At 55.4% G+C, this 23,785-nt stretch carries 18 protein-coding genes; 7 read left to right on the top strand and 11 right to left on the bottom strand.

Annotated elements, in window-relative coordinates:
- The first annotated feature begins 15 nt into the window (after positions 1 to 15).
- The 3 genes from RUDLU_RS0113060 to RUDLU_RS0113050 all read left to right on the top strand — a co-directional run bounded on the left by RUDLU_RS0113060 (position 16) and on the right by RUDLU_RS0113050 (position 2,098).
- Positions 16 to 783, top strand: coding sequence for a (Fe-S)-binding protein (locus tag RUDLU_RS0113060; protein ID WP_019988837.1), 768 nt, complete (start codon positions 16 to 18; stop codon positions 781 to 783).
- 99 nt (positions 784 to 882) lie between these two features.
- Positions 883 to 1,380 (top strand): hypothetical protein, encoded by a 498-nt coding sequence (locus RUDLU_RS0113055; RefSeq protein ID WP_019988836.1) that lies wholly within the window; start codon positions 883 to 885, stop codon positions 1,378 to 1,380.
- Positions 1,381 to 1,609: 229 nt separating this feature from the next.
- Complete coding sequence (locus RUDLU_RS0113050; RefSeq protein ID WP_019988835.1) at positions 1,610 to 2,098, top strand: GAF domain-containing protein; 489 nt, start codon at positions 1,610 to 1,612, stop codon at positions 2,096 to 2,098.
- Here the strand turns inward: RUDLU_RS0113050 and RUDLU_RS0113045 are convergent, their stop codons facing one another.
- The 6 genes from RUDLU_RS0113045 to RUDLU_RS0113020 all read right to left on the bottom strand — a co-directional run bounded on the left by RUDLU_RS0113045 (position 2,099) and on the right by RUDLU_RS0113020 (position 8,717).
- Entirely contained in the window at positions 2,099 to 2,635 is a 537-nt protein-coding gene (locus tag RUDLU_RS0113045) for a GNAT family N-acetyltransferase (RefSeq protein WP_019988834.1), read from the bottom strand.
- Positions 2,636 to 2,638: 3 nt separating this feature from the next.
- The gene (udk, locus tag RUDLU_RS0113040; protein WP_019988833.1) at positions 2,639 to 3,265 is read right to left on the bottom strand and encodes a uridine kinase; all 627 of its coding nucleotides are present in this window, start codon (positions 3,263 to 3,265) and stop codon (positions 2,639 to 2,641) included.
- Between the two features lie 190 nt (positions 3,266 to 3,455).
- Complete coding sequence (locus RUDLU_RS0113035; RefSeq protein ID WP_019988832.1) at positions 3,456 to 4,298, bottom strand: PepSY-like domain-containing protein; 843 nt, start codon at positions 4,296 to 4,298, stop codon at positions 3,456 to 3,458.
- Between the two features lie 239 nt (positions 4,299 to 4,537).
- Positions 4,538 to 6,628, bottom strand: a complete 2,091-nt coding sequence (locus tag RUDLU_RS0113030; RefSeq protein ID WP_027303021.1) for a plastocyanin/azurin family copper-binding protein — start codon at positions 6,626 to 6,628, stop codon at positions 4,538 to 4,540.
- Between the two features lie 48 nt (positions 6,629 to 6,676).
- Positions 6,677 to 7,009 (bottom strand): tRNA-binding protein, encoded by a 333-nt coding sequence (locus tag RUDLU_RS0113025; protein ID WP_019988830.1) that lies wholly within the window; start codon positions 7,007 to 7,009, stop codon positions 6,677 to 6,679.
- Positions 7,010 to 7,094: 85 nt separating this feature from the next.
- Positions 7,095 to 8,717, bottom strand: a complete 1,623-nt coding sequence (locus tag RUDLU_RS0113020) for a CotH kinase family protein (protein ID WP_044129428.1) — start codon at positions 8,715 to 8,717, stop codon at positions 7,095 to 7,097.
- A 96-nt stretch (positions 8,718 to 8,813) separates the two neighbouring features.
- Here RUDLU_RS0113020 and RUDLU_RS0113015 point away from each other — a divergent pair, with 96 nt between their 5' ends.
- Entirely contained in the window at positions 8,814 to 9,083 is a 270-nt protein-coding gene (locus RUDLU_RS0113015) for an ArsR/SmtB family transcription factor (RefSeq protein ID WP_019988828.1), read from the top strand.
- A 74-nt stretch (positions 9,084 to 9,157) separates the two neighbouring features.
- The gene (locus tag RUDLU_RS0113010; protein WP_044129427.1) at positions 9,158 to 10,252 is read left to right on the top strand and encodes an alkene reductase; all 1,095 of its coding nucleotides are present in this window, start codon (positions 9,158 to 9,160) and stop codon (positions 10,250 to 10,252) included.
- A gap of 135 nt (positions 10,253 to 10,387) precedes the next feature.
- On the opposite strand, the gene RUDLU_RS0113005 is transcribed toward RUDLU_RS0113010, so the two are convergent.
- Positions 10,388 to 10,987, bottom strand: a complete 600-nt coding sequence (locus RUDLU_RS0113005) for a hypothetical protein (RefSeq protein ID WP_019988826.1) — start codon at positions 10,985 to 10,987, stop codon at positions 10,388 to 10,390.
- 222 nt (positions 10,988 to 11,209) lie between these two features.
- On the opposite strand from RUDLU_RS0113005, the gene RUDLU_RS0113000 reads away from it, so the two are divergent.
- On the top strand, positions 11,210 to 12,610 hold the full coding sequence (locus RUDLU_RS0113000; RefSeq protein ID WP_044130304.1) for an APC family permease: 1,401 nt from the start codon (positions 11,210 to 11,212) through the stop codon (positions 12,608 to 12,610).
- A gap of 57 nt (positions 12,611 to 12,667) precedes the next feature.
- Positions 12,668 to 13,342, top strand: a complete 675-nt coding sequence (locus RUDLU_RS28770) for a DUF3267 domain-containing protein (RefSeq protein ID WP_019988824.1) — start codon at positions 12,668 to 12,670, stop codon at positions 13,340 to 13,342.
- A gap of 56 nt (positions 13,343 to 13,398) precedes the next feature.
- On the opposite strand, the gene lpdA is transcribed toward RUDLU_RS28770, so the two are convergent.
- The 4 genes from lpdA to RUDLU_RS0112975 form a co-directional block, all read right to left on the bottom strand.
- A complete protein-coding gene (gene lpdA, locus RUDLU_RS0112990) occupies positions 13,399 to 14,796 on the bottom strand; it encodes a dihydrolipoyl dehydrogenase (RefSeq protein ID WP_019988823.1) in 1,398 nt (465 codons plus the stop codon).
- A gap of 269 nt (positions 14,797 to 15,065) precedes the next feature.
- Positions 15,066 to 19,013, bottom strand: coding sequence for an AAA domain-containing protein (locus tag RUDLU_RS0112985; protein ID WP_019988822.1), 3,948 nt, complete (start codon positions 19,011 to 19,013; stop codon positions 15,066 to 15,068).
- 147 nt (positions 19,014 to 19,160) lie between these two features.
- Complete coding sequence (locus tag RUDLU_RS0112980; protein WP_027303018.1) at positions 19,161 to 20,540, bottom strand: RagB/SusD family nutrient uptake outer membrane protein; 1,380 nt, start codon at positions 20,538 to 20,540, stop codon at positions 19,161 to 19,163.
- A 13-nt stretch (positions 20,541 to 20,553) separates the two neighbouring features.
- Entirely contained in the window at positions 20,554 to 23,571 is a 3,018-nt protein-coding gene (locus tag RUDLU_RS0112975; protein WP_019988820.1) for a SusC/RagA family TonB-linked outer membrane protein, read from the bottom strand.
- Between the last annotated feature and the right edge of the window lie 214 nt (positions 23,572 to 23,785).

Here is a 23,785-nt window from a genome sequence, read left to right as displayed (position 1 = left end):
TACTCCGTTCCGACCATGGCCGAGATGATGGCCGCTGGCGAAGAACCTGAAATTTTATTCTGGGTCGGTTGTGCCGGCTCGTTTGATGACCGGTACAAGCGGGTGACTATCGCCTTTGTCCGGATTCTGAACCATGTGGGTATCAAGTTTGCCGTACTCGGACCCGAAGAGGCCTGCACCGGTGATCCGGCGCGCCGGGCGGGCAATGAGTTTCTGTTTCAGATGCAGGCCGTCTCGAACATCCAGGTGCTTAACGGCTACAACGTAAAGAAAATCGTGACGGCCTGCCCGCACTGTTTCAACACGATCAAGAACGAATACCCCGAATTGGGCGGGCAGTACGAGGTGATTCACCACTCGACGTATTTGCAGCAGCTTATCAATGAGGGGCGGGTGAAAGTAGCCGGTGGCGAGTCGTTTAAAGGGCGTCGGATTACGTTCCATGATTCGTGCTACCTCGGTCGGGCCAACAAGGTGTATGAGGCTCCCCGCGAGGTATTGGCGGCTCTGGATGCCGATTTGGTCGAGATGAAGCGCTCAAAAGCCAATGGCCTTTGCTGCGGAGCGGGTGGGGCTCAGTATTTTAAGGAGCCGGAGCCTGGCAATAAAGACGTCAACGTGGAGCGCGTGCAGGAAGCCCTCGGTACCGGGGCCGATACCATCGCCGTAGCCTGTCCATTCTGCATGACTATGATGTCCGACGGAGTAAAAAACCAGAATCAGGAAGAGCGGGTCAAGGTGTACGATATTTCGGAACTGATTGCCCAGGGGCAGGGGTTGTAATAGGTGAACAGCTAACAACGAACAGTTAACAGTGATCAATTAACAAGTACCTCTTTTAACTGCTCGTTGTTAGTTGTTCGTTGTTCACTGGCTACTGTTATGTACACAAACTTCGATTCACTTCCCGACGACGCCCGCGTGTGGGTGTATCAGGCAAATCGTCCGCTGACCGACGCGGAAGTAGAGCAGATTCAGGCCTCGCTCGAACCGGCCCTGAACGGATGGGCGGCCCATGGACAACCTTTGCGGGCATCGGCTCAGGTGCTGGCTAATCGGTTTGTCGTGATTGCCGTCGACGAAGGCTACAGCTTACCCAGTGGGTGTTCGATTGATGCCTCAACGCATTATCTCAAGCAGATTGGCCAACAACTGAGCATCGACTTTTTTGATCGGTCGGCGGTTTACGCGGCCCCCGGTGGTGTGGTAGAGACCCTACCGCTGCCCAAAATCAAAGAAGCCGTTCTCGATGGTCGGCTCACTCCCGAAACAACGGTCTTTAACACATTGGTAAGCACGAAAGCCGATTTGGCCGCTAACTGGCTCAAGCCGGCAAGCCAAACCTGGCTAAACCGGTATTTTGGGCGAGTCATTGCTTAATAACTCAGCACACGGATGACACGAATTGAACGGATTTGCACAGATTTTTTTTAATCCGTGTCGATCTGTTCAATCCGTGTCATCCGCGTTCCTTTAGCGTCAAATAGTTTTAGTTTATTGTTTTTGGTTATCCTGTAGCACCCAAAAATGTATCGGTCGTGCGGTATTTTTAAGACTGTGTATCGACTGGTTCGAACAAAAAACTATTAACCAGAAACGAAAAACACCTATGGCAGAAACACTTATTCTCCCCCAAACCACCGACCGGGCGGCTATTTACGAAAGCTTAGTTCCGCAGATTGCCGGGCTACTCGAAGGCGAAACCGATCTGACTGCCAACCTGGCCAATGTAGCAGCAGCGCTAAAGGAGGCATTTGGGTTTTTCTGGGTTGGCTTCTACCTCAAAAAAGAAGGTCAATTAGTGCTCGGACCCTTTCAGGGACCAATTGCCTGCACTCGGATTCGGTTCGATAAGGGCGTGTGCGGAGCGGCTTACACCCAACAGCAGACTATTCTGGTGCCCGACGTAGAGCAATTTCCGGGACATATCGCCTGTAGCTCAGCGTCGAAATCAGAAGTCGTGGTGCCTATTTTCGATCCGCAGGGCGAGGTTGCCATGGTACTCGATGTAGACAGCGACCAGCTCGACGATTTCAGTCAGGCCGATGTAGAGGGTCTCGAAGCCGTGGGTCGGTTAATTACGCCCCTGCTCGGCTAACTAATCTGCCGGATTGGGCCGGAGCTCTTTTTCCATCACTATGAATTCGAGGGGCAGTTTGGGAAGTCCAAAGTTTGGGTCGTCTGACGGGAAGGCGTGCGTTTCGCCAGTGGCTCGGAAGCCCCGCCGTTCGTAGAAAGCTACCAACTCATGGCGCATTGGCAGAACGGTCATGGTTATTTTTGAGCATCCGTGGGCAAGGGCGTGCGCTTCGGCCGCCTGCATCAAGTGTTTGCCAATACCGTTGGCCTGCGCGTCGGGAGAAACGGTCAACATACCAAGGTATAGAGCCGTACCTTTATTTTCCAGACAAACGCAACCGATCAATTCGCCGTCCTGCACATAGTTCAGAATGGTGATGTGCGGGTCCTGAAGAAGCGCCTGCAACGATTTTTCCGTCGTTCGGACTCCATCGAGCAAATCGGCTTCGGTGGTCCAGCCCCGGCGCGACGATTCGCCCCGGTACGCGCTGTTGACAAGTGTGTTGAGCCGGGGCACGTCGGCTTCCGTAGCCGGCATAATCTGAACAGAGGCCATTGGCTATACCGTCGGGACTTTGGTTTTCAGATACGAAATCACCACGTCGAGCCCTTTGCGGTAATGCACATTGTTTGGAATGACAATGTCAGCTTCGGCCCGGTAGGGCTTTATAAACTGCTTGTAGGTGGGCTTCACGTGGTATTTCCAGCGGTACATCACATCGTCGAGGTCGTAACCGCGCTCCTCGGCATCGCGTTTGACCCGGCGCTCCAGCTTGATGCTGTTCTTGGCATCGATGAAGATTTTGAGGTCGAGCAGGTCGGCAATTTCCCGGAAGTAAAAGACAAAAATGCCTTCGACCACAATGATGGGCGCGGGCTTGAATGTCAGAATTTTGGGTACAACCGTCGGGTTGTTGAAGGTGTATTCCAACTGCTCCACAATACCGCCCGACCGCAGCTCCTGAATATGCTCGGCATACCGTAAGTGGTCGATGGTTTCGGGAAGGTCGAAGTTATGAACCCCCTGATCATCAATAGGTACGGAGTCAAGACTACGGTAGTAATTGTCCTGCGAGATAAGGCAGATCTGATCTTCGGAAAAGGCGCTCATCAGTTCGTGGAGGAACGATGTTTTGCCCGACGCACTGCCGCCGGTAATGCCGACGATAAACGGTTTGGTATTCATGGGGCAAAGATAAGGAGACAGCCCGACGTTTGGAGAGCCCTCACCCGAAAGCCTGTAGCCACAAAAAAGCGGACCGGCGCATAGGGGCCGGTCCGCTCTGTACTACGTTAAACAAACACTATTGAGCTAACAATTCGTGTGTGGGTGTGTCGTGCTGGAAAGAGCCGACTTTACCCACCCCAAAACGTTCTTAGTTGGTTGGCTTCTGGTTGCGCGTGCACTTAATTTCCTGCTTAAACGCTCCGTCGGCCCCGAACGACAACCCTACGTTGGTGCCGTCGGCTTTGGTGATCCAGACCACAAAACCACTGTCAACGTTGCTCTTGGCGGCTTTCTTGATAGTGCTATCCGCATACGTCGACTTGATGTACGCCGAGATGGTTTGCGGCAGATCGGCAACGGCAACGTCGGTGAAGCTGCCTTTGCCACGGCCGGGCCGTACTACCTCCTGCTTGAAGCTGCCATCGGCGTTGAACTCAAGCACTACCCGGTCGGTGGTGGTTTTTACGAACACAACGTACAGTTTCTCGGCATTCTGAGCGGCACCGCTGATTGTTGAGCTGGCGTATTTAGTGGTTACGTAGCTGGTGATGGCTGCGGGCAGGGTAGCCACATCAATGGAGGTGAAGCTGTTGGGGCCACGCTCACCAGGACCACCGGGATGGTTATGCCCTTTGCCTTTACCGCCGAACGCTAACTCCTGTTTGAAGGCCCCATCGGCGCCAAACTGAAGCGCTTTCATGGTGTTGCCCTGCTTAATAACAACCGTAAAGTTGCCGTCGCTGTCTTTTCCGGCTTTTTCGGCCGTGTAGCCACTATAGTTTTTAGCGATGTAGCTGGTGATGGCTGCGGGCAGCGCACTGATTTCCACCTTGGTCAGGCGACCGTCGCCCGTTTGGCCGGCGGCCTGCGCCCCCATACGAGCCTGGCTCAACAATTCATCTTCGGGCTCTACCGCCGAGCTATTGGAATCACAACCATACAGACCGATCAATGACGTTGCCAACAGGCAGAGGAACAAAATCTTTTTCATGAAGATAACTGGTTGGTTTTATTGTTGGGACCGCACGTCGGCGCCTGACGTTTGCGGCTTCTAAACAACCATTACCCAGGAGAAGTACGTAGCGTTGCAGCCGGGCAAAATTTTTTTGACAGGCTGCTATGTACCAAAAAAGGCGCTCTGATTGGGAGATGCCTTACCAAAAGCCCTAAAACACCACAAACCCGCCGGGATGGGGCGGGTTTGTGCGTTGGCAAGTATATCTGTGAAATTTACTTAACCACTTTCAATGTGCCCTGCATGAGCGTATGGTGACCGGGGAATGTACACACAAACGTGTAGTCGCCGGGTTCGCTGGGGGCTACGAAATAGATGCTCTCGGCCGTTTCGGGCTGTAAGATGTTCGTATGGAACAGGACATCGGCCGAAGTAGGTACGTAATTCATTTTGGCTCCGTTCAGGTTCAGGCGCATGGCTGCGTTGCCTACCGCGTTGGCGGTTCCCGGTTTGGTAATTACACAGTTGTGGAGCATATCGTCGTTGTTGTTGAACACCCATTTTACCCGGCTACCGGCTTTCACCTGCACCTGCTCCGTATCGAATTTAAGGCCGGGTTTGGTACTGATCGTGATTGTTTGGTCGGGGCCGTTGGTCCAGTCAGCGGGTTGCTCCGTCAGGCGTTTGACGGCTTTCGTGTCGGCCTTACTGCCGGTTGTTTTGGCGCTGGCAGGCTTCCCTTTGCTGCTTACGGCGGGGGCTTTGCCAGCCGAGGCTTCGAGCATAGCGCCGTGGTTGTGGCCACTCATGCCGGTACTGGCCGATGCTGTTGCGGCTGCCCGAGCCGGTAAGTTAGCGACACGCTCGCCGGGGGCAATGCTGTTGAGTGTGTAATAACCCGTGTTGTGAAGTAGGGGTAAGCTACCCGCTACCGACCGAACCCCTTCGGCTTTCAGCTCGTGGATGTAGCCCTCGCGCAGGGTCGTATCGGCCACGATTCGGGCCGAGAGGCCATCAGCCGATAGAATGACACCCCGGATAGGCACGGGCCGGGCGTCTTCGATGGGGCTGCCGTAGGTACGGTGGTATTTGTAGGTGAAGCTGTTCAGGCTGTACGAGTTGGGGTCTTCACCGGTTTTGCGGTCGACGGGGAGCGTAAACGTAACCTCGAAACCGTCGGGGCGCGAGTGAATCGTTTTCATTTCAAACGGCACTTTGCCGGTCCATACCAGCCGCTGAATACCGTAGGGCGATTTGCCGGTGCTGGCCCAACCCCGGCTGGTCATGCCAACAAACATGGATCCATCCTGACCCCATACCATGCGGAGAATACCCGATTGCAGCCCTTCGCGGAAGGGGAAGCACGCACCCTGCCATTGGCCGTTTACTTTTTCGAGGGCCATGCGCATCACCTTACTGTGCCCCTGGTCGCCCACAAACACCTGACCGGCAAACGGGCCAAAAGCGCCCCCGGTGGTGTCTTCGCGCATGTCGGACGTCGAAATGCCCATCAGTGTGTGCGGAAACCACACAGCGGGTACTTTCAGGTTTTTAACCGTTTTGGCTACCTCGTGCATGGGCTTGCCCGTACTGGGCACCTCTTCGGGTTTCAGGCTGAGGGGTGAATTCGGCTCGCCCGACCAGCGCAAGCCTGCCGGGTTGCCGGCAAAGTCGCCTTTTTCGAGGTGTGTTACCCGGCCTGAGCCAACCCAGTCGCCCTGATTTTCGCCGTAGAAAATGCTGCCATCGCGCAACACGGCAAAGCCGGCTGGTGAGCGGAGGCCCGTAGCCCAGGGGGTCATTTCGCCTTTCTCGTTGAGCTTGAGCATCCAACCCCGCCATTTGGCTAAGCTGGCTCCGTAGCCAATCCAGTCGAGGTTGAGCGTAATAACCATATCGCCGTCGGGTAGCAGTAACGGCCCGTAGCTGTACTCGTGGTAATTGCCGGAGAGAGGCCACTTGTAAAACGATTTGTATTCGTCGGCCACCTCGTCGCCATCGTTGTCAATCAGTTTGGTTACCTCGCCCCGCTGCGTACAGAGGAGGTAGCCCTTGGGGTGCCACATCAGGCCGAGCGGCTCGTGCAAACCAGCCGCAAACCGCTTGAACGTGGGCACGCGGCTACCCTGCATGTACGGGTTACCAATGAGCCACACATCGCCCCGGCGCGTACAGGCCGCCAAACGGCCATCGGGTAGGGGGGCCAGGCCGCCCACTTCCAGGCTTACGCCCTCAGGTACGGGTAACGTGACAATCCGGTAATAGTCGTCTTCGGTCATCGGGCGCGACTGCCCAACCGTGTCTACTGGGCTGGCAACCCATTGGAAGAAGGAAAGCGTGATTCCGAGTAGCAGGAATTTTTTCATTCGTAGGTGGTCTGCGACCATTAGGCATCAATCAATGTTCAAGGGCAATTACCCAATGCGTAACCCGTTTTCCACGGGTCGTTCGGGTTGTAACAAGGTCACGGTACCGTTGTCGGCTACCGAACCCAGTACCAAACATTCGCTCATAAAGGTAGCGATTTGCTTGGGAGGAAAATTCACGACGGCAACAACCTGCCGCCCAACCAGGGCTTCGGCTTCGTAGAGGGTAGTAATCTGGGCCGATGATCGGCGGATGCCCAGAGGCCCGAAGTCGATGGTGAGCTGGTAGGCCGGTTTGCGGGCTTTCGGAAAGGGCTCAGCTGCCACGATGGTGCCCACGCGCATCTCAACCTTTTCAAAATCAGCCCACGAAATTGTCATACAGATAGCAAATTGTTGCGTGACCCGGCGAGTGGCGCGTATGCACTACCCGCCGGTATCTCTAAAAGCAGGCGGTTTGGCAAACCTAATAGCGTACAACCCGCCTGGTGGCTTGCCGATAGCCAGTAGCCTGTACCGTGAGCAGATAAACACCGGGGCCGGTTGGTAGCTGACCCGGTGGCACCGTGTACGCATGTGGCCCCGGCTCTTGATTCATGACTTCGGTGCTAAACAGCCGACGGCCCTGTAAATCGGTCAACACCAGCCGGACATCCGTACGTTGATCGAGCTGGTAACGGACCGTAACGGTCTCGGCTGTCGGATTGGGGCTTATCAGGAGCGTAAGGGCTGGTTCGGTAGCTAGTTGCGGCATGGCCCCATCCAGCCAGGCGAGCCGTTTGGTGACCCAGTCTTTCAGGTAATTAACCTCATCTTCGTAGGTTTTTCCAACAAAGTCATTGGGCCAAAGCTGCGTTCCAATCACGGGCCAACGGGTGAAGTTGCGGATGCGCGCGTCGGTAATGCTTTTTCCGGTTGAGTCGAGGTAAGCGTGAATCCGCGGAGTGGCCAGCACGCCCTGCCGTAACGTTTGATATCGGTTGTTCAGCCGGGCGGCAAAGGCGGGGTCTTGTAGGAGCCGCTCCCACCAGAATGGTTGCGGATAGGGGTCATTGGGGCAAACCTCGTTGAACTGATACGCCCAGCCTTCGGGCTTGTCGGCGTTGCAGTACGATGCATTGGCAAAGGCGAGGTTATAATCCCAGATGGGCCCCATTGTGAGTTTGCCGTTTCGGCTGTCCCGATCTTTGTAAAAAAAGGTGCTGAGCCGGTAGCCGTCCACGTTGCGGCACAACTCGGTAAGTAGCATGTAATCTACGGCCGACTCCACATCGAGGTAGCGGGCGTAGCCGTTGGTGGGGTCGGCAAAGGCGTCACCAGCGAGAGCGGTCTCGAAGTCAGTAACGTACTGTTTGATGTATTGAAACTGTTCGAGAGCCAGGTCTGCGGGCTTGGGCCGGTCAATGAGGATGTTAACCTGTTTAGTATTTCGCCCGGCTTGTGCCGACATCCATGATTCCGACATTGACCCCTCAAATTTGTCAATCTTAAGCAGGTAACCACCCGTTAGCGCATCACCCGACAGGTCGGTTTTCTTGATACTGGTAATGTCGACCCGATTTTTGTCCCGTTTTATCTTTTCCTGCAACAAGTACAGCCCATCGTACCCATTGTTGAGCACGACCTCACAGTACCGGAAACGGGGCGTGTAGTATCGGCTGATTCGGCGGTTGAGGTCGTAGGCCAAAGCCTCGCGCAGCAGGGTTTTGTCATTGTATGTCGGGTTGAGTATCCAGTCGCTTTCGGCGGGCATACCCACCAGCGATAGCTTAACCGAGTTGCTACCGCCGGAGTCGCGCAGCTCGAACCCGTAAGGCTTTTTCGGAAAAAAATCCTGCGACGACGACCCCCGCAGCTCAATACCAATCGGGCTTGTGAGAGCCGGTTTATCGGTGATATGATTGCGTTTCCCGGTTTCGTTATCAATCAATGTGAGCGTAGCCCGTATCTTTGGCTCGTTGATGATGGGCTGCCCACCCGTGTTGATCAGCAGGATGGGCAGGTCAGATGAGGTAAACGTTTGCCCTCGGGCGGTCGTGTACAAAAAAAGGCAGAGTAAGCTGATGTAGACGCAGCGTTTTACATTCATAGTCAAAAACACGAGAAAGAGGAATTTGCGGCTATGTCTATTGAGTTGGTGAATTAAAGACCGCCCTCTATCGTTTTGGACGAACAACCTACCGCTATGGAACCAAAAAACGTGGAGAAAGTAACGGGGGCCATTGCCGATAAATACCGGCTGGCGATCCTGATGCAGTTGGCTAAACAGGAAACAATGACCAGCTCCGATGTGCAGGAGATGACGGGCTTGTCGCAGCCGTGCGTATCGCACCACGTCAAACAGCTTACCGATAGCGGATTAGTGGATACCCAGAAAGAAGGGCGCAACGTATTTCTGCGGCTCAACAAGCAGGCTCTCCAGCAATTGTGCGCTTTTTTGAAGGAGCTGGGTTAAAATTTTTTCAAATACATTCAAACTTTTAAATGATTCGATTGGTTGTGCTCCTGAATAACACGATTTAACTCATCATGGCAAATAAACTATTCGCACCCGCTCAGTTGGGCGGCCTGACCTTATCGAATCCGATTGTAATGGCCCCTATGACGCGTAACCGGGCAACTACCGGGCACGACGTTACCGATATCATGGCCACCTATTACGAACAGCGGGCATCGGCCGGGCTGTTGATTACAGAGGGTGTGGCTCCCTCGCCTAATGGTAATGGGTATGCTCGGGTGCCGGGTCTGTACACACCGGAACAGGTAGCTGGCTGGAAAGCCGTTACCGCAGCAGTTCATGCCAAAGGCGGGCGCATTTTTGCTCAGCTGATGCATACCGGTCGGGTAGGGCATCCGGTAAATATGCACGCGGGTGGGCAGGTGCTGGCTCCTTCGGCTATTGCCGCAGCGGGTCAGATTTACACCGACGAGCAGGGTATGCTGGACCAACCGACGCCCCGCGCCTTCACAACCGAAGAGGTGAAAGCAACGGTGCAGGAGTTTGTGACGGCCGCCCAGAATGCCATTGAAGCTGGTTTCGACGGGGTGGAGCTGCACGGTGCCAATGGGTACCTGATTGAGCAGTTTTTGCGGCCTACCAGCAACACGCGTACCGATGAGTACGGCGGCAGTGTAGAAAACCACGCCCGGTTTGCGCTGGAGGTAGCCGAAGGTGTATCTGCAGCTATCGGCAAAGAAAAAGTAGGGATTCGGTTGTCGCCCTATGGTGTGTTCAACGATATGCCGTACAGCCCTGAGTACGATGCGATCTACACCTATCTGGCCGAGAAGCTAAACGACTACGTAGTGTACGTACACTTGGTAGACCACGCGAGCATGGGCGCTCCGGCGGTGGCTCCTGAGATTGTAGCACAAATTCGTCAGCTGTACACGGGTACGCTGATTTTGAGTGGTGGCTACACGGCTCAGACAGCTGAGGAAGCCCTCGAAAGCGGTCGGGCTGATCTGGTAGCGTTTGGCCGTCCGTTTATTGCTAACCCTGATTTGGTAGAGCGCTTCAAAGCCGGTGCCGATCTCAATCAACCTGATTTCTCAACGTTTTATACGCCCGGCGAAAAAGGCTACACCGACTATCCGGTGCTGGCCGAAGTTGCTGAGGCTTGATTACCTGATTGAAAAAGGCCAGTCGCGGTGCGGCTGGCCTTTTTTTAATTTTATGGTTCTTAGTGGCCCGCGTTCTGGTTTATAGTTGATTGCGGATGAACGAACATGAGGGATGAACTATAAACCATAAACCCTTTATTGGTTCGACGTGCCTTTTTTGCCTTTGGCTGTTCCGGCGGGTGTGCCGGGCTTACCAACACCGGTTGGCTCCGGGTAGCCCGTACCCACGTTCCGGTCGTTGGTGCGCGATTCTTTCTGAACGCCTGCGGCTGACGTAGGCCGTTTTGAGCCGCCCGTTGAGCCTGATGTCGATTCTTCGTTGGTCCGGGTCGTATTGCGACTGTTACCGCCGGTAGCACCGGGGCCAGTAGTACCGCCATCGTTGGCCGTGTTGTTGCGGGCATTCTGGGCGCCTTTCACGCCCCCGCGGGCTTGCCGGGTGCCGGTTCCTTCGGCTCCGCCTGTGGAGCGCACACTACCGGTACCCTCCGAAGTGCTCCCGTGGGTATTGGTTGGGCCGGTGGGCGAGAGGTTGCTGTTACCGCTTCGGCTGACCCCCGACTTCATTTTGGGGCTTTCCTCACCGGTGCCTTTCCGGTTGAGCCCTTCGGCCGACCCGGTTGCAGGGCTCGATTTGGTGGAGACCCCATTTGAGGTATTCTGCGTTTGTGTCTGGGCGTTGGCACCGATCGATAGGCCGATGAGTAACGCTGCGGCAAAGAATGAACGTTTCATGAGCTTGTTTTTCGTTGTTGAGTCGTTTGTTCCAAATGGACTTGTTATTTACCAACTAAAGTCTACAGGAATTGTTGGTTATTTTGTTTCGATACAGTACCACTGGTCCGGGGCGGGGTTGGTTCCTGACAACTTTGCGACCGTCGGAACTAATCAACAGCCTGTCTCACTTAGCAGTACGGCTAAATGCCGGTAGTTCAGACCCCTTTTTCCTCTCCTGATTTGGCAAACTCTACGGCTCCCGGACATGCTGATGTCCCTTCTGATTCGACTCCTACCGCTTTGCCCCGGCGGCTTAGTCTCTTGCAGGGAACGGCCCTGAACATGATCGATATGGTCGGTATTGGGCCGTTTGTGGTGTTACCGCTCGTGATTCAGATCATTGGCGGGCCTCAGTTTATCTGGGCGTGGGTACTGGGCGCGGTGGTTTCGTTTATCGATGCCTTTATCTGGGCCGAGCTGGGGGCGGCTTACCCGCTGGCCGGAGGCAGCTACAACTTTCTGAAGATTGCGTATGGGGAGCAGCGTTGGGGGCGATTGTTTTCGTTTCTGTACGTCTGGCAAACGCTTATTCAGGCTCCGCTGGTAGTAGCCTCAGGGGCCATTGGGTTTGCGCAGTACTTCTCGTACCTGGTTCCGCTGGATCCGTGGCAACAAAAAGCCGTTTCGGGGGTGGCGGTCCTGTTTGTGATTTTGCTTCTCTACCGCAAAATCGACGACATCGGCCGTATCGGAATGGTGTTCTGGGGGGCCGTGCTGCTTACGCTGGGCTGGATTATTATTGGCGGGCTCACCCATGCCAACAGTCCGGTTAGCCAAACGCTGGCCGCTGCGCTGGAGCCAAGTCCGGCCAATGGCGGTTGGTGGGCTGCGGGTCTGGGGGCGGCTTCGGTGAAGACCATCTACTGCTACCTCGGCTACTACAACGTGTGCCACTTAGGGTCGGAGATTCGGAAGCCGGGGCGCAACATTCCCCTGAGTATGTTTATCTCCATTGCGGGTATCGCCATTTTGTATTTGTTGCTCAATATAAGCGTGGTGGGAGTTATTCCGTGGCAGGAGGCTAAGGAGAGCAAATTCATTGTCAGTAGTGTGATTGAGCGGATTTATGGGGTGCAGGCCGCTCAACTGGCTACGGGTATGGTATTGGTCGTGGCGTTTTCGTCGCTGTTTGCGGTACTGCTGGGCTACTCGCGGGTGCCCTATGCCGCTGCGGCCGATGGGCAGTTTTTCTCCATCTTCGCCCGGTTGCACCCCACCCGGCAGTTTCCGTATATCTCGTTGCTGTTTCTGGGTGGACTGGCGTTTGTGTTCAGTCTCCTGTTTCGGTTGGGCGATGTCATTACGGCGATTCTGGCCATGCGGATCGTCATTCAGTTTATTGGGCAGGCGGTTGGGTTATGGATTCTGCGGTCGCGCAAAACGGCGGCTTCATTTCCGTTTCGTATGCCCATCTACCCCGTGCCTATTGTGCTGGCCATTGGGGTGTGGGCGTTCATCTTCATTTCGACCGGGCTTTCGTTTATGCTTTCCGGCCTGACCGTGATCGGGCTCGGCGTAATCGCGTACCTGATTTCGTCGCGTGTGCGCCAACAGTGGCCCTTTCAAACCCCTCGTCCCTGATCGGTTGAGTTTTTTGATAGAACGGCTTACTTTAAGGGAAAAATTAACCCCTGCTGTATGAAACCGACTATTGATGAACTACACAACTCAGGCCGCTACGAACTGATCAATTCGTTTCGCATCGACGAAATGGGGCAGTTTCTGGCGCAGGAACTGGGCCTTCAAACCTCAGCGCAACCCACCAAAAAGCCCAATAATCGGTTTATGACCGTCTTCTTTCTTATTGGTTTTCTGGTGGGCGGTGGTGTTTTCGGGTATCTGGTCGGCGGTCAATTGGGCAAAGGCGGTACTGGTGCACCAGAGGTATTTGGTCGGGCGGGTACAGAGTTTGGCCTGGCTTTTCTGGGTTTCTTTGTGCTGCTGCCTATTCATGAGCTAATTCATGCCGCCGTTTTTAAATATTACGGTGCCCAGAAGGTTGGGTTCGGTGGGTCGTGGAAAAGCATGATTGTGTACGCCTACGCGCAGCAATTCGTGCACAATGGCCGGGAACTGTTCTGGGTTGCCATTATGCCGTTTCTGGTGATTTCGGCGGGGCTTATTGCCGGGTGGATTATCTGGCCGCAGTACGGCCTTTTCTGGGGAATGACCCTGTTTATTCACACAACGGCCTGCGTTGGCGATTTTGTGCTGATTCGGTATCAGGCTAAACATAAAGGAGCGCGGTTTTACACCTACGATGACATCGAGAACGAACAACGCTCGTACTTTTTCCGTGAAAAAGCGTCCTAATAAAACGGGGCTGGCAACACTGCCAGCCCCGTTTTATATGCGTACAAACAACGTTACTACAAGTGAATAGCCTCATCGTAGGCTGCTTCGGTTGCGTCTTTGATGGCTTCCGACATGGTCGGGTGGGGGTGAACCGCCTTCAAAATCTCGTGACCAGTGGTTTCGAGTTTACGGGCTGCTACTACCTCCGCAATCATTTCCGTTACGTTGTTGCCGATGAGGTGGGCACCGAGCCACTCGCCGTACTTCGCGTCGAAAATTACTTTCACGAACCCTTCGGGAGCACCCGATGCTTTCGCCTTACCCGACGCTGAGAAGGGGAATTTACCCACTTTGATCTCGTAGCCGGCTTCGCGGGCGGCTTTTTCGGTGTAGCCTACCGACGCAATTTCGGGTACGCAGTACGTACAGCCCGGAATGTTGTTGTAGTTGAGCGGCTCCACGTGGGGCAAACCGGCAATTTTCTCCACGCAGATGATGGCTTCGGCCGAGGCTACGTGTGCCAGAGCCTGACCTTTGGTACAGTCACCAATGGCGTAGTAGCCTTCCACGTTGGTCCGGTAGTAGTCGTCGGTAACAATTTTGCCCCGGTCGGTTTTGATGCCCGTTTCTTCGAGACCAATGTTCTCGATGTTGGCAACCACCCCTGCCGCCGACAGCACAATGTCGGTCTGGAAGGTTTTCTCGCCTTGTGGGGTTTTCACCAGCACGCTGCAACCAGCCCCGCTCGTGTCTACTTTCAGAACTTCGGAGTTGGTGTAAATCTCGACGCCGAGCTTTTTGTATTGCTTGGCCAGTTCTTTCGAAACGTCTTCGTCTTCGACCGGTACAATGTTCGGCATAAACTCCACGATGGTCACCTTGGTGCCCATGCTGGCGTACACGTACGCAAACTCGACACCAATAGCCCCCGATCCGATAATGAGCATCGAATCAGGCCGTTTTTCGAGGGTCATGGCCTTCCGGTACTCAATAACCTTCTGTCCGTCGATGGGGACGGTTGGCAGGGCGCGGGCCCGGCCACCGGTAGCCACAATGATATGTTTGGCTTCGTATTCGGTTGTTTTGCCGTCTTTATCGGTCACGCTTACTTTTTTGCCCGGAACCACTTTGCCGGTGCCGTTGATGACGTCGATTTTGTTTTTCTTCATCAAAAACTGCACTCCTTTGCTCATGGACTCGGCTACGCCCCGGCTCCGCTTGATAACGGCCCCGAAATCGGCGCTGGCATCGGCTACCTTAATCCCGTAGTCGGCCGAATGCTTGATGTATTCAAAAACCTGAGCACTTTTGAGCAATGCTTTGGTGGGAATACAGCCCCAGTTGAGGCAGATTCCGCCCAGGCTTTCGCGCTCGATTACCGCAGTTTTCATGCCCAATTGCGACGCCCGGATGGCGGCTACATAACCGCCCGGCCCGCTACCTACCACAATTACATCGTACTGTGAAGCCATTTCTTAATGGGGAAAGTGTAATGGAGAACCTTGAACTCCTTTTTTGACAACGCAAAGGTAGTTTGAAAAGTTGATTGCGGGCATACCAACCTTAGTGCCTGAGAGGTAGACATGAGAGGTTCGATGGATCGACTGAAAAGGCGATGGGGAGACTGACCAGGCAAACTGAGCGATTTTGAGTGCCGCCCTTGTACTCGTCAGGTTGGACGTTGCAGTTCCCCCTCCTGAAAGACAGGACGGGGAGGGCCGGGGCCGGTGGTAAAAACCGGTCAGCCTGCGTTATTTTTCCAGAATTCGCGGCTCCAGTGCCGTTCGTAGGGCCATTGTTTGTCGCGGAGAGCGAAGGGCAGTAAGGCATGGGCCTCTTTTACGGTTTGGCGGTAATACTGATCGTCGTCGGTCAGAATCAGCGCTGTGTACGCATCGCCTTCCCGAACGGTCAGGTCGGCCACCGGGAGCTCAGGTTGCCAGTTGGGATGCCGACGCGACAGTTGACTTTTGAGCAGCCCCTCCGGGCGTAGTCCCTCCACCGGGCGGGGCTGCGGCCGAAACTCGCCCGCCGACACCCGTTGGGCGTAGTGTAGGTAAGCTTTGAGCAGGCGCGGCCCGTCGTTCGCAACGGTCTCGACAGACAATTGCTCGGGGCGCAGGCTTGTGATCACGTACACCTGCTCGCGGGCGCGGGTAACGGCCACGTTGAGCCGGTTGGCCCCACCCGCCTGATTCAGGCTACCAAACTGCATCGCCAGCCGACCCCGCTCATCGGGGGCATAGCCCACCGAAAAAATGATGACATCGCACTCGTCGCCCTGTACGTTTTCGATATTCTTGACAAAGGCCACCGGCAAGTGGGCCTCTTCGAGTTGATCCTGAATGAGTTGCTGCTGCGGGTAGTTAAACGTAACCACGCCCACCGATTTGCCCGGCTGTTCGGTGGCCAGTGCGCGCACGCGTTGCAACACGGCCTCTGCCTCCACGGGGTTGGTGTTTTGCTGCCACTGCCCGCCCACCAACAGGTACCGAATGGCCGGAATTTGCCGGTTGAGGGTTGGGCGGTCGGGCAGCAAGGTCAGTTTGTTCCCATAAAAGTGTTCGTTCGAAAACTGAATCAGATCGAGGGAACGGCTCCGGTAATGGCCCGTCAGCGATACCTGCGGCAACGACTGGGCCGCCAGTTCGAGCAGCGACTCTACTTCCAGCGCGGTTTGGTCGGCTTCGTCGCCGGCCGTTTCATCGTCCATACGCGTACGGTACAAATCGCTGGGCCGAAGTTGCTGATTGTCGCCGGTCACTACCACTTGTTTACCCCGAATCATGGCGGGCACGCCGTTTTCGGCAAAGCACTGCGAGGCTTCATCAAAAATGACCAGATCAAACAGTCCTTCCTGAAGCGGAAAAATAGCCGAAACCGACTCAGGTGAGGCCATCCAGCAGGGCACCAGCCGGAACACCTCGATGGCAAACTGACTCATGAGCCGACGCACCGGCCACACGTTCCGTTTTTTGGTGGTCTGATGCAGTAAATCGCGGTACGTAGTCACGTTGTTGAGCCGGTTGAAGGTCAGGTTGCGGTACGTTTGCTGGCGCAGCTGCATCAGGAGAATATCGCGGCTCAGGCGTTGTTTTTGCTCGATACTGGTTTGCAGAGCCTGTTCCTGCTGACTCATCCGCAACGACGATACCGACCGCAAACTGGGGTATTTCTGCTCCAGATGGTTGAGCCAGGCCAGTTGCAGGCTATTCATAAACAGAGCCACTATGCCGGTCGGGTTGGCCTCGGTATGGGTAGCCAGGCGCTCGGCTACGGTTTGCTCTACCTCGCTCAATTGAGCCCATAGCCGGTCGTTTTCAATCAGCAAATCAAAATCAGCGCGGAGGGCCCGACGGAGGGTGTCGGCATGGGATTGGTTGGCCCACAGTATCTCAATTTGCGTGGAGGTCAGAAACGGCTGCCAGTCGGCGAGGGCGTTGGCTACCTCGTCGGCCTGCGCCCGCAATGCTCGCACCGTTTGGGCAAACTGACCCGCCGAAATCCAGTGCTGAGCGGGTAGCTGAGTAAGCACGGGCAGATCGGCCATGCGGGCCACAACCTCGCGTGCATCCTGCAACAGCCGTAAGGTCTCCGGTTCGTAAGCGAGCGGGAGTGAGGCCAGCAGCGGCTCGGCGAAAGGAGCCAGTTCGTTTAGGGCCTGCCGTTTCTGTAAACGGGCTTGCAGGGTACGAAGGTGGTCGGCCGAGGTGGTGAGCCCATTCATGCCCGCTAATTGAAGCAGTTTGTCTTTGCCGGGATTGGTGAGTTGCCACCAATTCCAGCTCACCCACGACGGGCGCGCGTCAATGGCCGAATTGAGGAGCACAGCCAGCCCGTCGAGCTCCGTTTGTTCGGTCGGCAGAACCAGGGGGCCCGGTGCGGTCAGGGCTTCTTCCCAGCGATTAGCCAGCCGGAGCAACTCGCCCTCGGCCACGGTAGCCGCCGGGTGGTCGGCGGCCTCGCGCAAAAACAGAACGGCCGTCCAGAGTGCCCGGCTGTTGGCATCATTCAGCAGCGAAAGCAGGGCTTCAAGAGCCCAGGCCGACTCGTGCCAGCTACGCCATGTATCGAGTGAGAGGGACTGTATGCCATGTGTAGCGGCTACCGACGCGGTCTGTTGGGATACCGTACCAACGGCGGCTACGGCCCGGTCGAGCACAAACTGATCGGTGGTGGAAAACGACGCAAACGAAACCCGGTCGTTCCAGGGGTGATTTGGCCCCAGTCGTTGTTGATAATCGGTATAGTGCCGTAGTCGCTGGATAAAGTTATCCACATTGTTAAGTTGGAAATGTGGATAAAGGTCGTCCAGCTTGATGGTGTTGGCCTCCGGGTTGGTATTCAAGTACAATTCTTTAGCCGAAACCCCGCATTCGGTTGTGTCGAACAGGGCGTGCTTGAACGTTTCCAGTTCGTCGAGCAATTCGTCGATTTGCCGACTCTCGCGGTCAAAATCCCGTTCAATCAGCACAGCGTCGAGCCCGTGATTTTGCTGTCGGTAGCGGTCGATGGCTTCAATTTGCCCGGCAATTTGGGCGTAAAGGGCTTTGCGGTCATCTTGAAAATCGTGGATAAGGGCAATGAATGGCTCCATTCCCACTTGCTTCAGCCGCTCAAACACCACATCGAGAGCAGCTCGTTTCTGACAAACCAGCAAGACTCGCTTGCCCTCGGCGGCTGCATCGGCCATGAGGTTGGCAATCAACTGCGACTTGCCCGTGCCCGGTGGCCCCTGCACCACCAGCGATTCGCCCCCTTTTACGGCCCGCACGGCAGCTTCCTGCGAGGCATCCATAGGCAGTGGGGTGCGTAGGAAGCGTTCTTTCAGGGCGTATGGGGCGGGGGGCGGGGAGAGGGGGGTGAGCGATGGTATCGCTGCGGCCTCGACCGGATTTTGCGTCTCGCTTTCCTCACTAGTCAGCAGGGCATCGTAGTCGGGTACCAGAAACGAGCCAGCCTGTGGAAAGATGCCCAGAACGGCCTCAGGGTACAGCTTCAGTTCGCCGGTTTTTTCGAGGGCGTGCAGGGTTTTCTGGGTAACCTTGTCGAAGGGGCGGAGCAGGTCGACAAACAGGTCCTGGTTGAAGTTAATCTTCAGTGGGCTGGCTTTGAGCCACTCGTACAGTTGCGTCCGAAACGTGAGTGAGTCTTTGTCGAACTCGTCAAGCTCCTTCTCTATGTACTCGCCTGGTAACTTCACGGCGTTGAAGTGAGCGTAGGCCAGCATGAACGTCGGGTTTACAAAGCCTTCTTCATCGCCCCGGCGGGTGAGGTGCCATTGGTCGCCCTTGTGCTCGATCTGCACCGGAAAAAACAGCAGGGGTGCGTGTACGGGGGTACCATCCATAAAAAGCCCGCGCACAAACGGCCAGCCTACGTACAGGTCTTCGGTGCCGCGTTCTTCCTCAATAAACCGGGCCGTGCGGGCAATGCGCCCGAGCCGTTTGCTGATCTGATTTACTTTCTCGTGCCGGGGGTCGAGCACATCGCAGAGCGGGATGCTTGCTTTGCGGGCCAGCAGTTGCTGAATAAGGCTGAACGACGGTTTGTTGAGCACAAAATCGGTGTCGTGCAGATCCAGAAATCCATCGGCGGGCAGGCTCGACAGTAACAACGACCGGTTGCGGCTGCTGAGGTTGGTTAAACGACGGCGGTAGGTACGGAGAACAGAACGATTCGGAATCAAGATGGCAGATCGGAGTTTTTACAAAATAACAACCTGTTGGGAAAACGTCACAAGTGGGCCCTCCGTCTGTTTCGGCCCGAATTGTTCGTGTACAGAAAAGCCCACCCCATTGGGGCAGGCCTTTCGTTTTGTGAAGCTGAGCCGGGTTTAACGGGTCAGTACGTATTCGTCCCAGTTGATTTCGGCTTGGGGCCGGGCCAGTTGCCGGAAAATAGAGCCCCGGTCGAGGGTCACGTCGACATTCTGCGCGTTCAGGCGGTTATACCGGCGCAGGTCGATCCAGCGGTGGCCCCAGGGTTCGGCCCAGAGCGAGTACCGGCGCTGGAACAGAATCTCGTCGATGAGAGCTTCGCGGGTGGTGGCCCCGGTGTAGTTGCCCACGCCAGCGGCCGTCCGGATGCGGTTGATAGCTGCCAAAGCGGCCTGCGTGTTGCCCAGTTGGGCGTTGGCCTCGGCCACAATCAGTACCAGTTCTTCATTGCGGAAAAACTTCAGCTCGCTGGTGTTGAGCGGAAAACGCCGATCCTGATACTGCCCGGAGAGCGGAGTACCGTCGGAGGTAACGGACACTGGCGAGGTCCGGCGGAAAAACTTCGCCCGAACGCGGGCATCGTTAGCCAGTGTGTCGCGCAGTACCGACGGATGCACCACCATCATGGTAGTCACGTTGGCATTCAGGACAAAAAACAAGGGGTTGAACTGATCGGGGGGCGCGCCATAGGTGTGGGCTGGGCCGGCATCTAAGTTGCCCGTAGCGTTGTAAAACGAAGCATTGGCGGCTTCGAGCGCCCCCTGCCAGTCTTGCCGGTACACGGCCAGCCGGGCCGCAATAGCCCGGTTCAGTTGCCGCAACGATGCAACCGTGTTGAAACCATTAGCGGTGAAGCCGCTCGTCAGGCGTAACGGGAAATTGCCCGTGCCTCCGTTGGCGAGTTCGGTATTGGCTTCGTCGAGCAGCTGCCGAATCTGCGTGAGGGCTTCCGGTAGCGGCACAAACGGCCCCGGATTCTGAATATCAGCCACGTTCATCCGGATGCCGTTTTCGTACTGCCCCATGGCCACAATCAGGTACTGGTACGCCATGATGGTTTTGGCAAAACCCGATACCGCGTTCTTTTCCTGATCGGTAAACGTATTGGTATTCCGAACGGCATCGACCACCGTAAGCCCCTGCCGAATGGCAAAATAGGGGTTCGTGTAGGTGGGCAGGTAGTTAAACATGTTGGCGTTGGCCGTACGGTTGTTCATACCGAGCCAGTCGGTTTGCCAGCGCGGGTCAGAGGCATTCAGGTACCATAATTCGCGGCCCATCGTGCCAAAGAGCATCGTGACGTTAAACACATAGTCGCGATGGCGGGATTCGAGACCCGTAATCAGGTTTTGTACCTGTGTGCGCGATGCATTTTGGGATACGCTCCCCAGAGAGGGGTTATTGGGGTCATTGGGGGCTTCCAGCTCAAAGAAACTGCATGAGTTGAGCAGCATGAGCCCGGCCAGCATGGAGAGATATAAACGAGTTTTTTTCATGACTTATGAGGGCTTAAAACTCAACAACCAAATGTCCGAAGAAACGACGCTGGGTCGGGTAGGGGGCAATATCGACGCCCGACGCTACGGCCTGCAATCCGAAGGTTGATGTTTCGGGGTCGTAACCAAAGTATTTGGTGAACGTGAGGGGGTTCTGGCTTGAGAAGCCTACCCGCACCCGTGATACCTTGTTGTTGAACAGGTTACCGAGCGTTTTGGTAGGAACGGTATAGTACATGGCCACCTCACGCAAACGCACGTACGAGGCATCCTGTACCCAGCGGTCGGCCCCGTTGTTGGGGGCAATACCCCGGTCGCGGCCGTTCGGAATACCATCGCCATCGTCGTCCTGAGCCCAATCGGGGGTTGTACCGCCCGAATCCATCAGAAACTGTGTGAGGTTGATGTTGTCGCCACCCTGTTTCCAGTGCCAGAGCATGTTCACGTCGAAGTTTTTAAACAGCGTGAATTCGTTGAGCCACGACATCTGAAATTTGGGCTGGTTGTTGCCCAGAATATAAGCTCCTGTCCGTACGCCCTGTGCGGCCGGGGTATCGTTGCCATCGCGGGCGGGGCGCGTGCCCACAATGGTGGTTGGGGCAAATCCTTCCTGATAGAGGAACGTACCCAGTGTTACGCCAAACGCGCCAGCATTGTAGGGCGGAATACCCAGGCGCGTGAGCAGGAGGTTGTTACGCCACCACATCAGGCGGGTGTTCCAGCGCAGATTTTCTTTTTGCACGGGGGCGGCCGCCAGCGAGAGCTCAATGCCCCGGTTCTGGAGTTGGGCCAGATTGGTCGGGATGGTGCTGATGCCTACAGCAGGCGACAGTTGCAGGTTCTGAATGTTGCTGCGGGTCTGCTTGTCGTAGTAGGTAGCTTCCAGCTGAATCCGGTTGCTGAACAAGCCCAGGTCCAGACCAAATTCCAGTTCGCCCGCCCGCTCGGGTTCGATGTTGGCGTTACCAGCGGCCGTTGTCACCACCGAGCCCAGCAACCCACCGATGTTAGCTGAGTTGAGCGGGGTAAATGTTGTGCCGAAGCCGGGCACCCCCGCCGTTTCACCGTAAGCAATGCGCGGTTTGATCTGCGAGAAGGTGTTGGCGAGGCTCGACGAGCGAATAAACTCAAAATTAGCCAGGTTTACGGCCAACGAGGCTTTTGGGAAGGCCCAGAACCGGTTGGCATCACCAATCAGGGTTGATTTGTCGAAGCGAATACCGGCTGTAGCGATTACCTTGTCGTCCCAGTTCGCTTCCTGCTGAACAAAGGCCCCTACGTCGGTGATCGACTGGAACCGCTGCTCAAAAATCTCCTGAACCGTTCCCTGCCGCAAGTTCGTTTGGCCACCGGCCAACCCCCGCGACCGGTTGAGCAGGCGGTCGTCGCGGAAATTTAACCGCACGGCACCCACCTGACTGGTCAGGTTAACTTTGCCTACGTTCCAGTTCAAAACCAAAGCCGCCTGCAGGTTGGTGTTTACGTTTTCGGTTTTACCCCAGAGCACATCGCCGGGATTACCCTGACCGCGCTGAAACTGCAGGTCTTCCGGCAAGTACACCAGCGTGGTGTTCTGGGTATAGTCGAAACCACCCTGCCCGATCAGTTTCAGCAAAGCCCGCTCCGACTTGTACAGGTTGGCCGTGAGGTTAAATGATTGAATAAAGCGGTTAACGTTGCTGTTGTTGATACCCCGGTCGGTAACGGCAATCGGGTTTTCGTTGAAGTACGGGTTGTCGGGGTACCGTCCACTGGCGTCGGGGAAGAGGTTGAAATAATTAGGGACATAGACAATGTTGTAGCCAATGCTGGCGCCCGAGTTGTTCTGGTTACCCGTGAAACCCCGGTCAGTGTTGGTGTTGATGTAGTTGGAGCCAACCGAGAGCGTAATGTCTTTGGTTAGCTTGTGGTCAATATTAGCCCGCAGTGAGTACCGCTTGAAGCCCGTCCGGCGGATAATACCCTTCTCGTCGGCGAAGGCACCTGAGATAAAGAACTTCGTTTTGTCGGTCCCTCCCGAAATACTCAGTCGGGTGTTCGATAGTGGGGCCGTGTTGCCGTAGAAGTATTTTTCGTAGTCCCAGGTTTGCCCGTTGGCGGCCCGGAACCGCTCCAGTTCAGCAGGGCGCCGGGCAGCCGAGAAAAAGGTATTGATTTTAGCCTCCGTCCAGTTGTCAACGCCCAGCAATCGCTGAGCGGTGGCAAAGCCGTAGTCCTGTGCAAACGAGACCTTTGTTTTGCCGGCACTGCCCCGCTTGGTGGTAATGATAATGACACCGGCGTTGGCCCGGGTTCCGTAGATAGCCGCGGCCGAGGGACCTTTGAGCACCTCTACGTTTTCAATGTCGTTGGGGTTAAGGTCAGAAATCCGGTTGGCGGCATCATCCTGCGTTTCTACCCCCGATGCACCCGTCACCGAGCCGCGCCCGGTCCGGTTTACGGCATTGTTGGCATATACCCCGTCGATGATGTACAGTGGCTGTGAAGCACCCACCAGCGACGAGATACCCCGTAGTTGAATAGAAACCCCACCGCCGGGTGCTCCACCGTTGGTGTTGATGTTCACGCCCGGAAGTTTGCCGTAAAACGCGTTGTCGACGGTCTGAATCTGCGTAGTTCCGACGAGTTCCCGTGCCGAAATAGTACTAACGGCGTTTGCCAGATTTGACCGCTTGATGCTCGTTGCCAGGCCCGTCACAACAACTTCTTCCAGGTTCGAGACATCTTCGGACAGGGTAACGTCGATGGTGGTGCTATTACCAACAGGCACCTCTTTAAACTGGTAGCCTAATGATGAAAATACCAGTGTTGCTTTCGATTGTTTGGGGATGATGGAGTAGGAGCCGCTGGCGTCGCTGACGGTTCCAATGGTGGTTCCTTTTACAACCACGTTGGCACCGGCAATGGGTGTGCCGTCTTCGGCTTTAATCGTGCCGCTGATTTTTGTTTGGGCGAGCGATGCCACACTGAGTAGCCACATACTCACACAAAACGTCAGCCTTACTACCCTCAAAAAGGTAATACTTTGCATAAATTTGTGTAGTAAAGGTTAAACAAAAAGCAATATAAAATTAGCCTCAGAACAACCCTGACAGAGGATTGTTTGGCAAAATGGCCACAAAATAAATTTGCTATTGCGTTTTGAACAACTGGAATGGCCTATGTCGGGGTACGATTTGACGGAGCTAATTGGCCTCGTTTTGTAAAGAATGAGTAGAGAATCAAATTGCTTTGTGTCTTATAAG

This window comes from Rudanella lutea DSM 19387, assembly GCF_000383955.1.
In the GTDB taxonomy this organism is placed as follows: Bacteria; Bacteroidota; Bacteroidia; order Cytophagales; family Spirosomataceae; genus Rudanella; species Rudanella lutea.
Note: the sequence above shows the minus strand (reverse complement) of the source record. Positions and strands in the feature narration are given on the sequence as shown.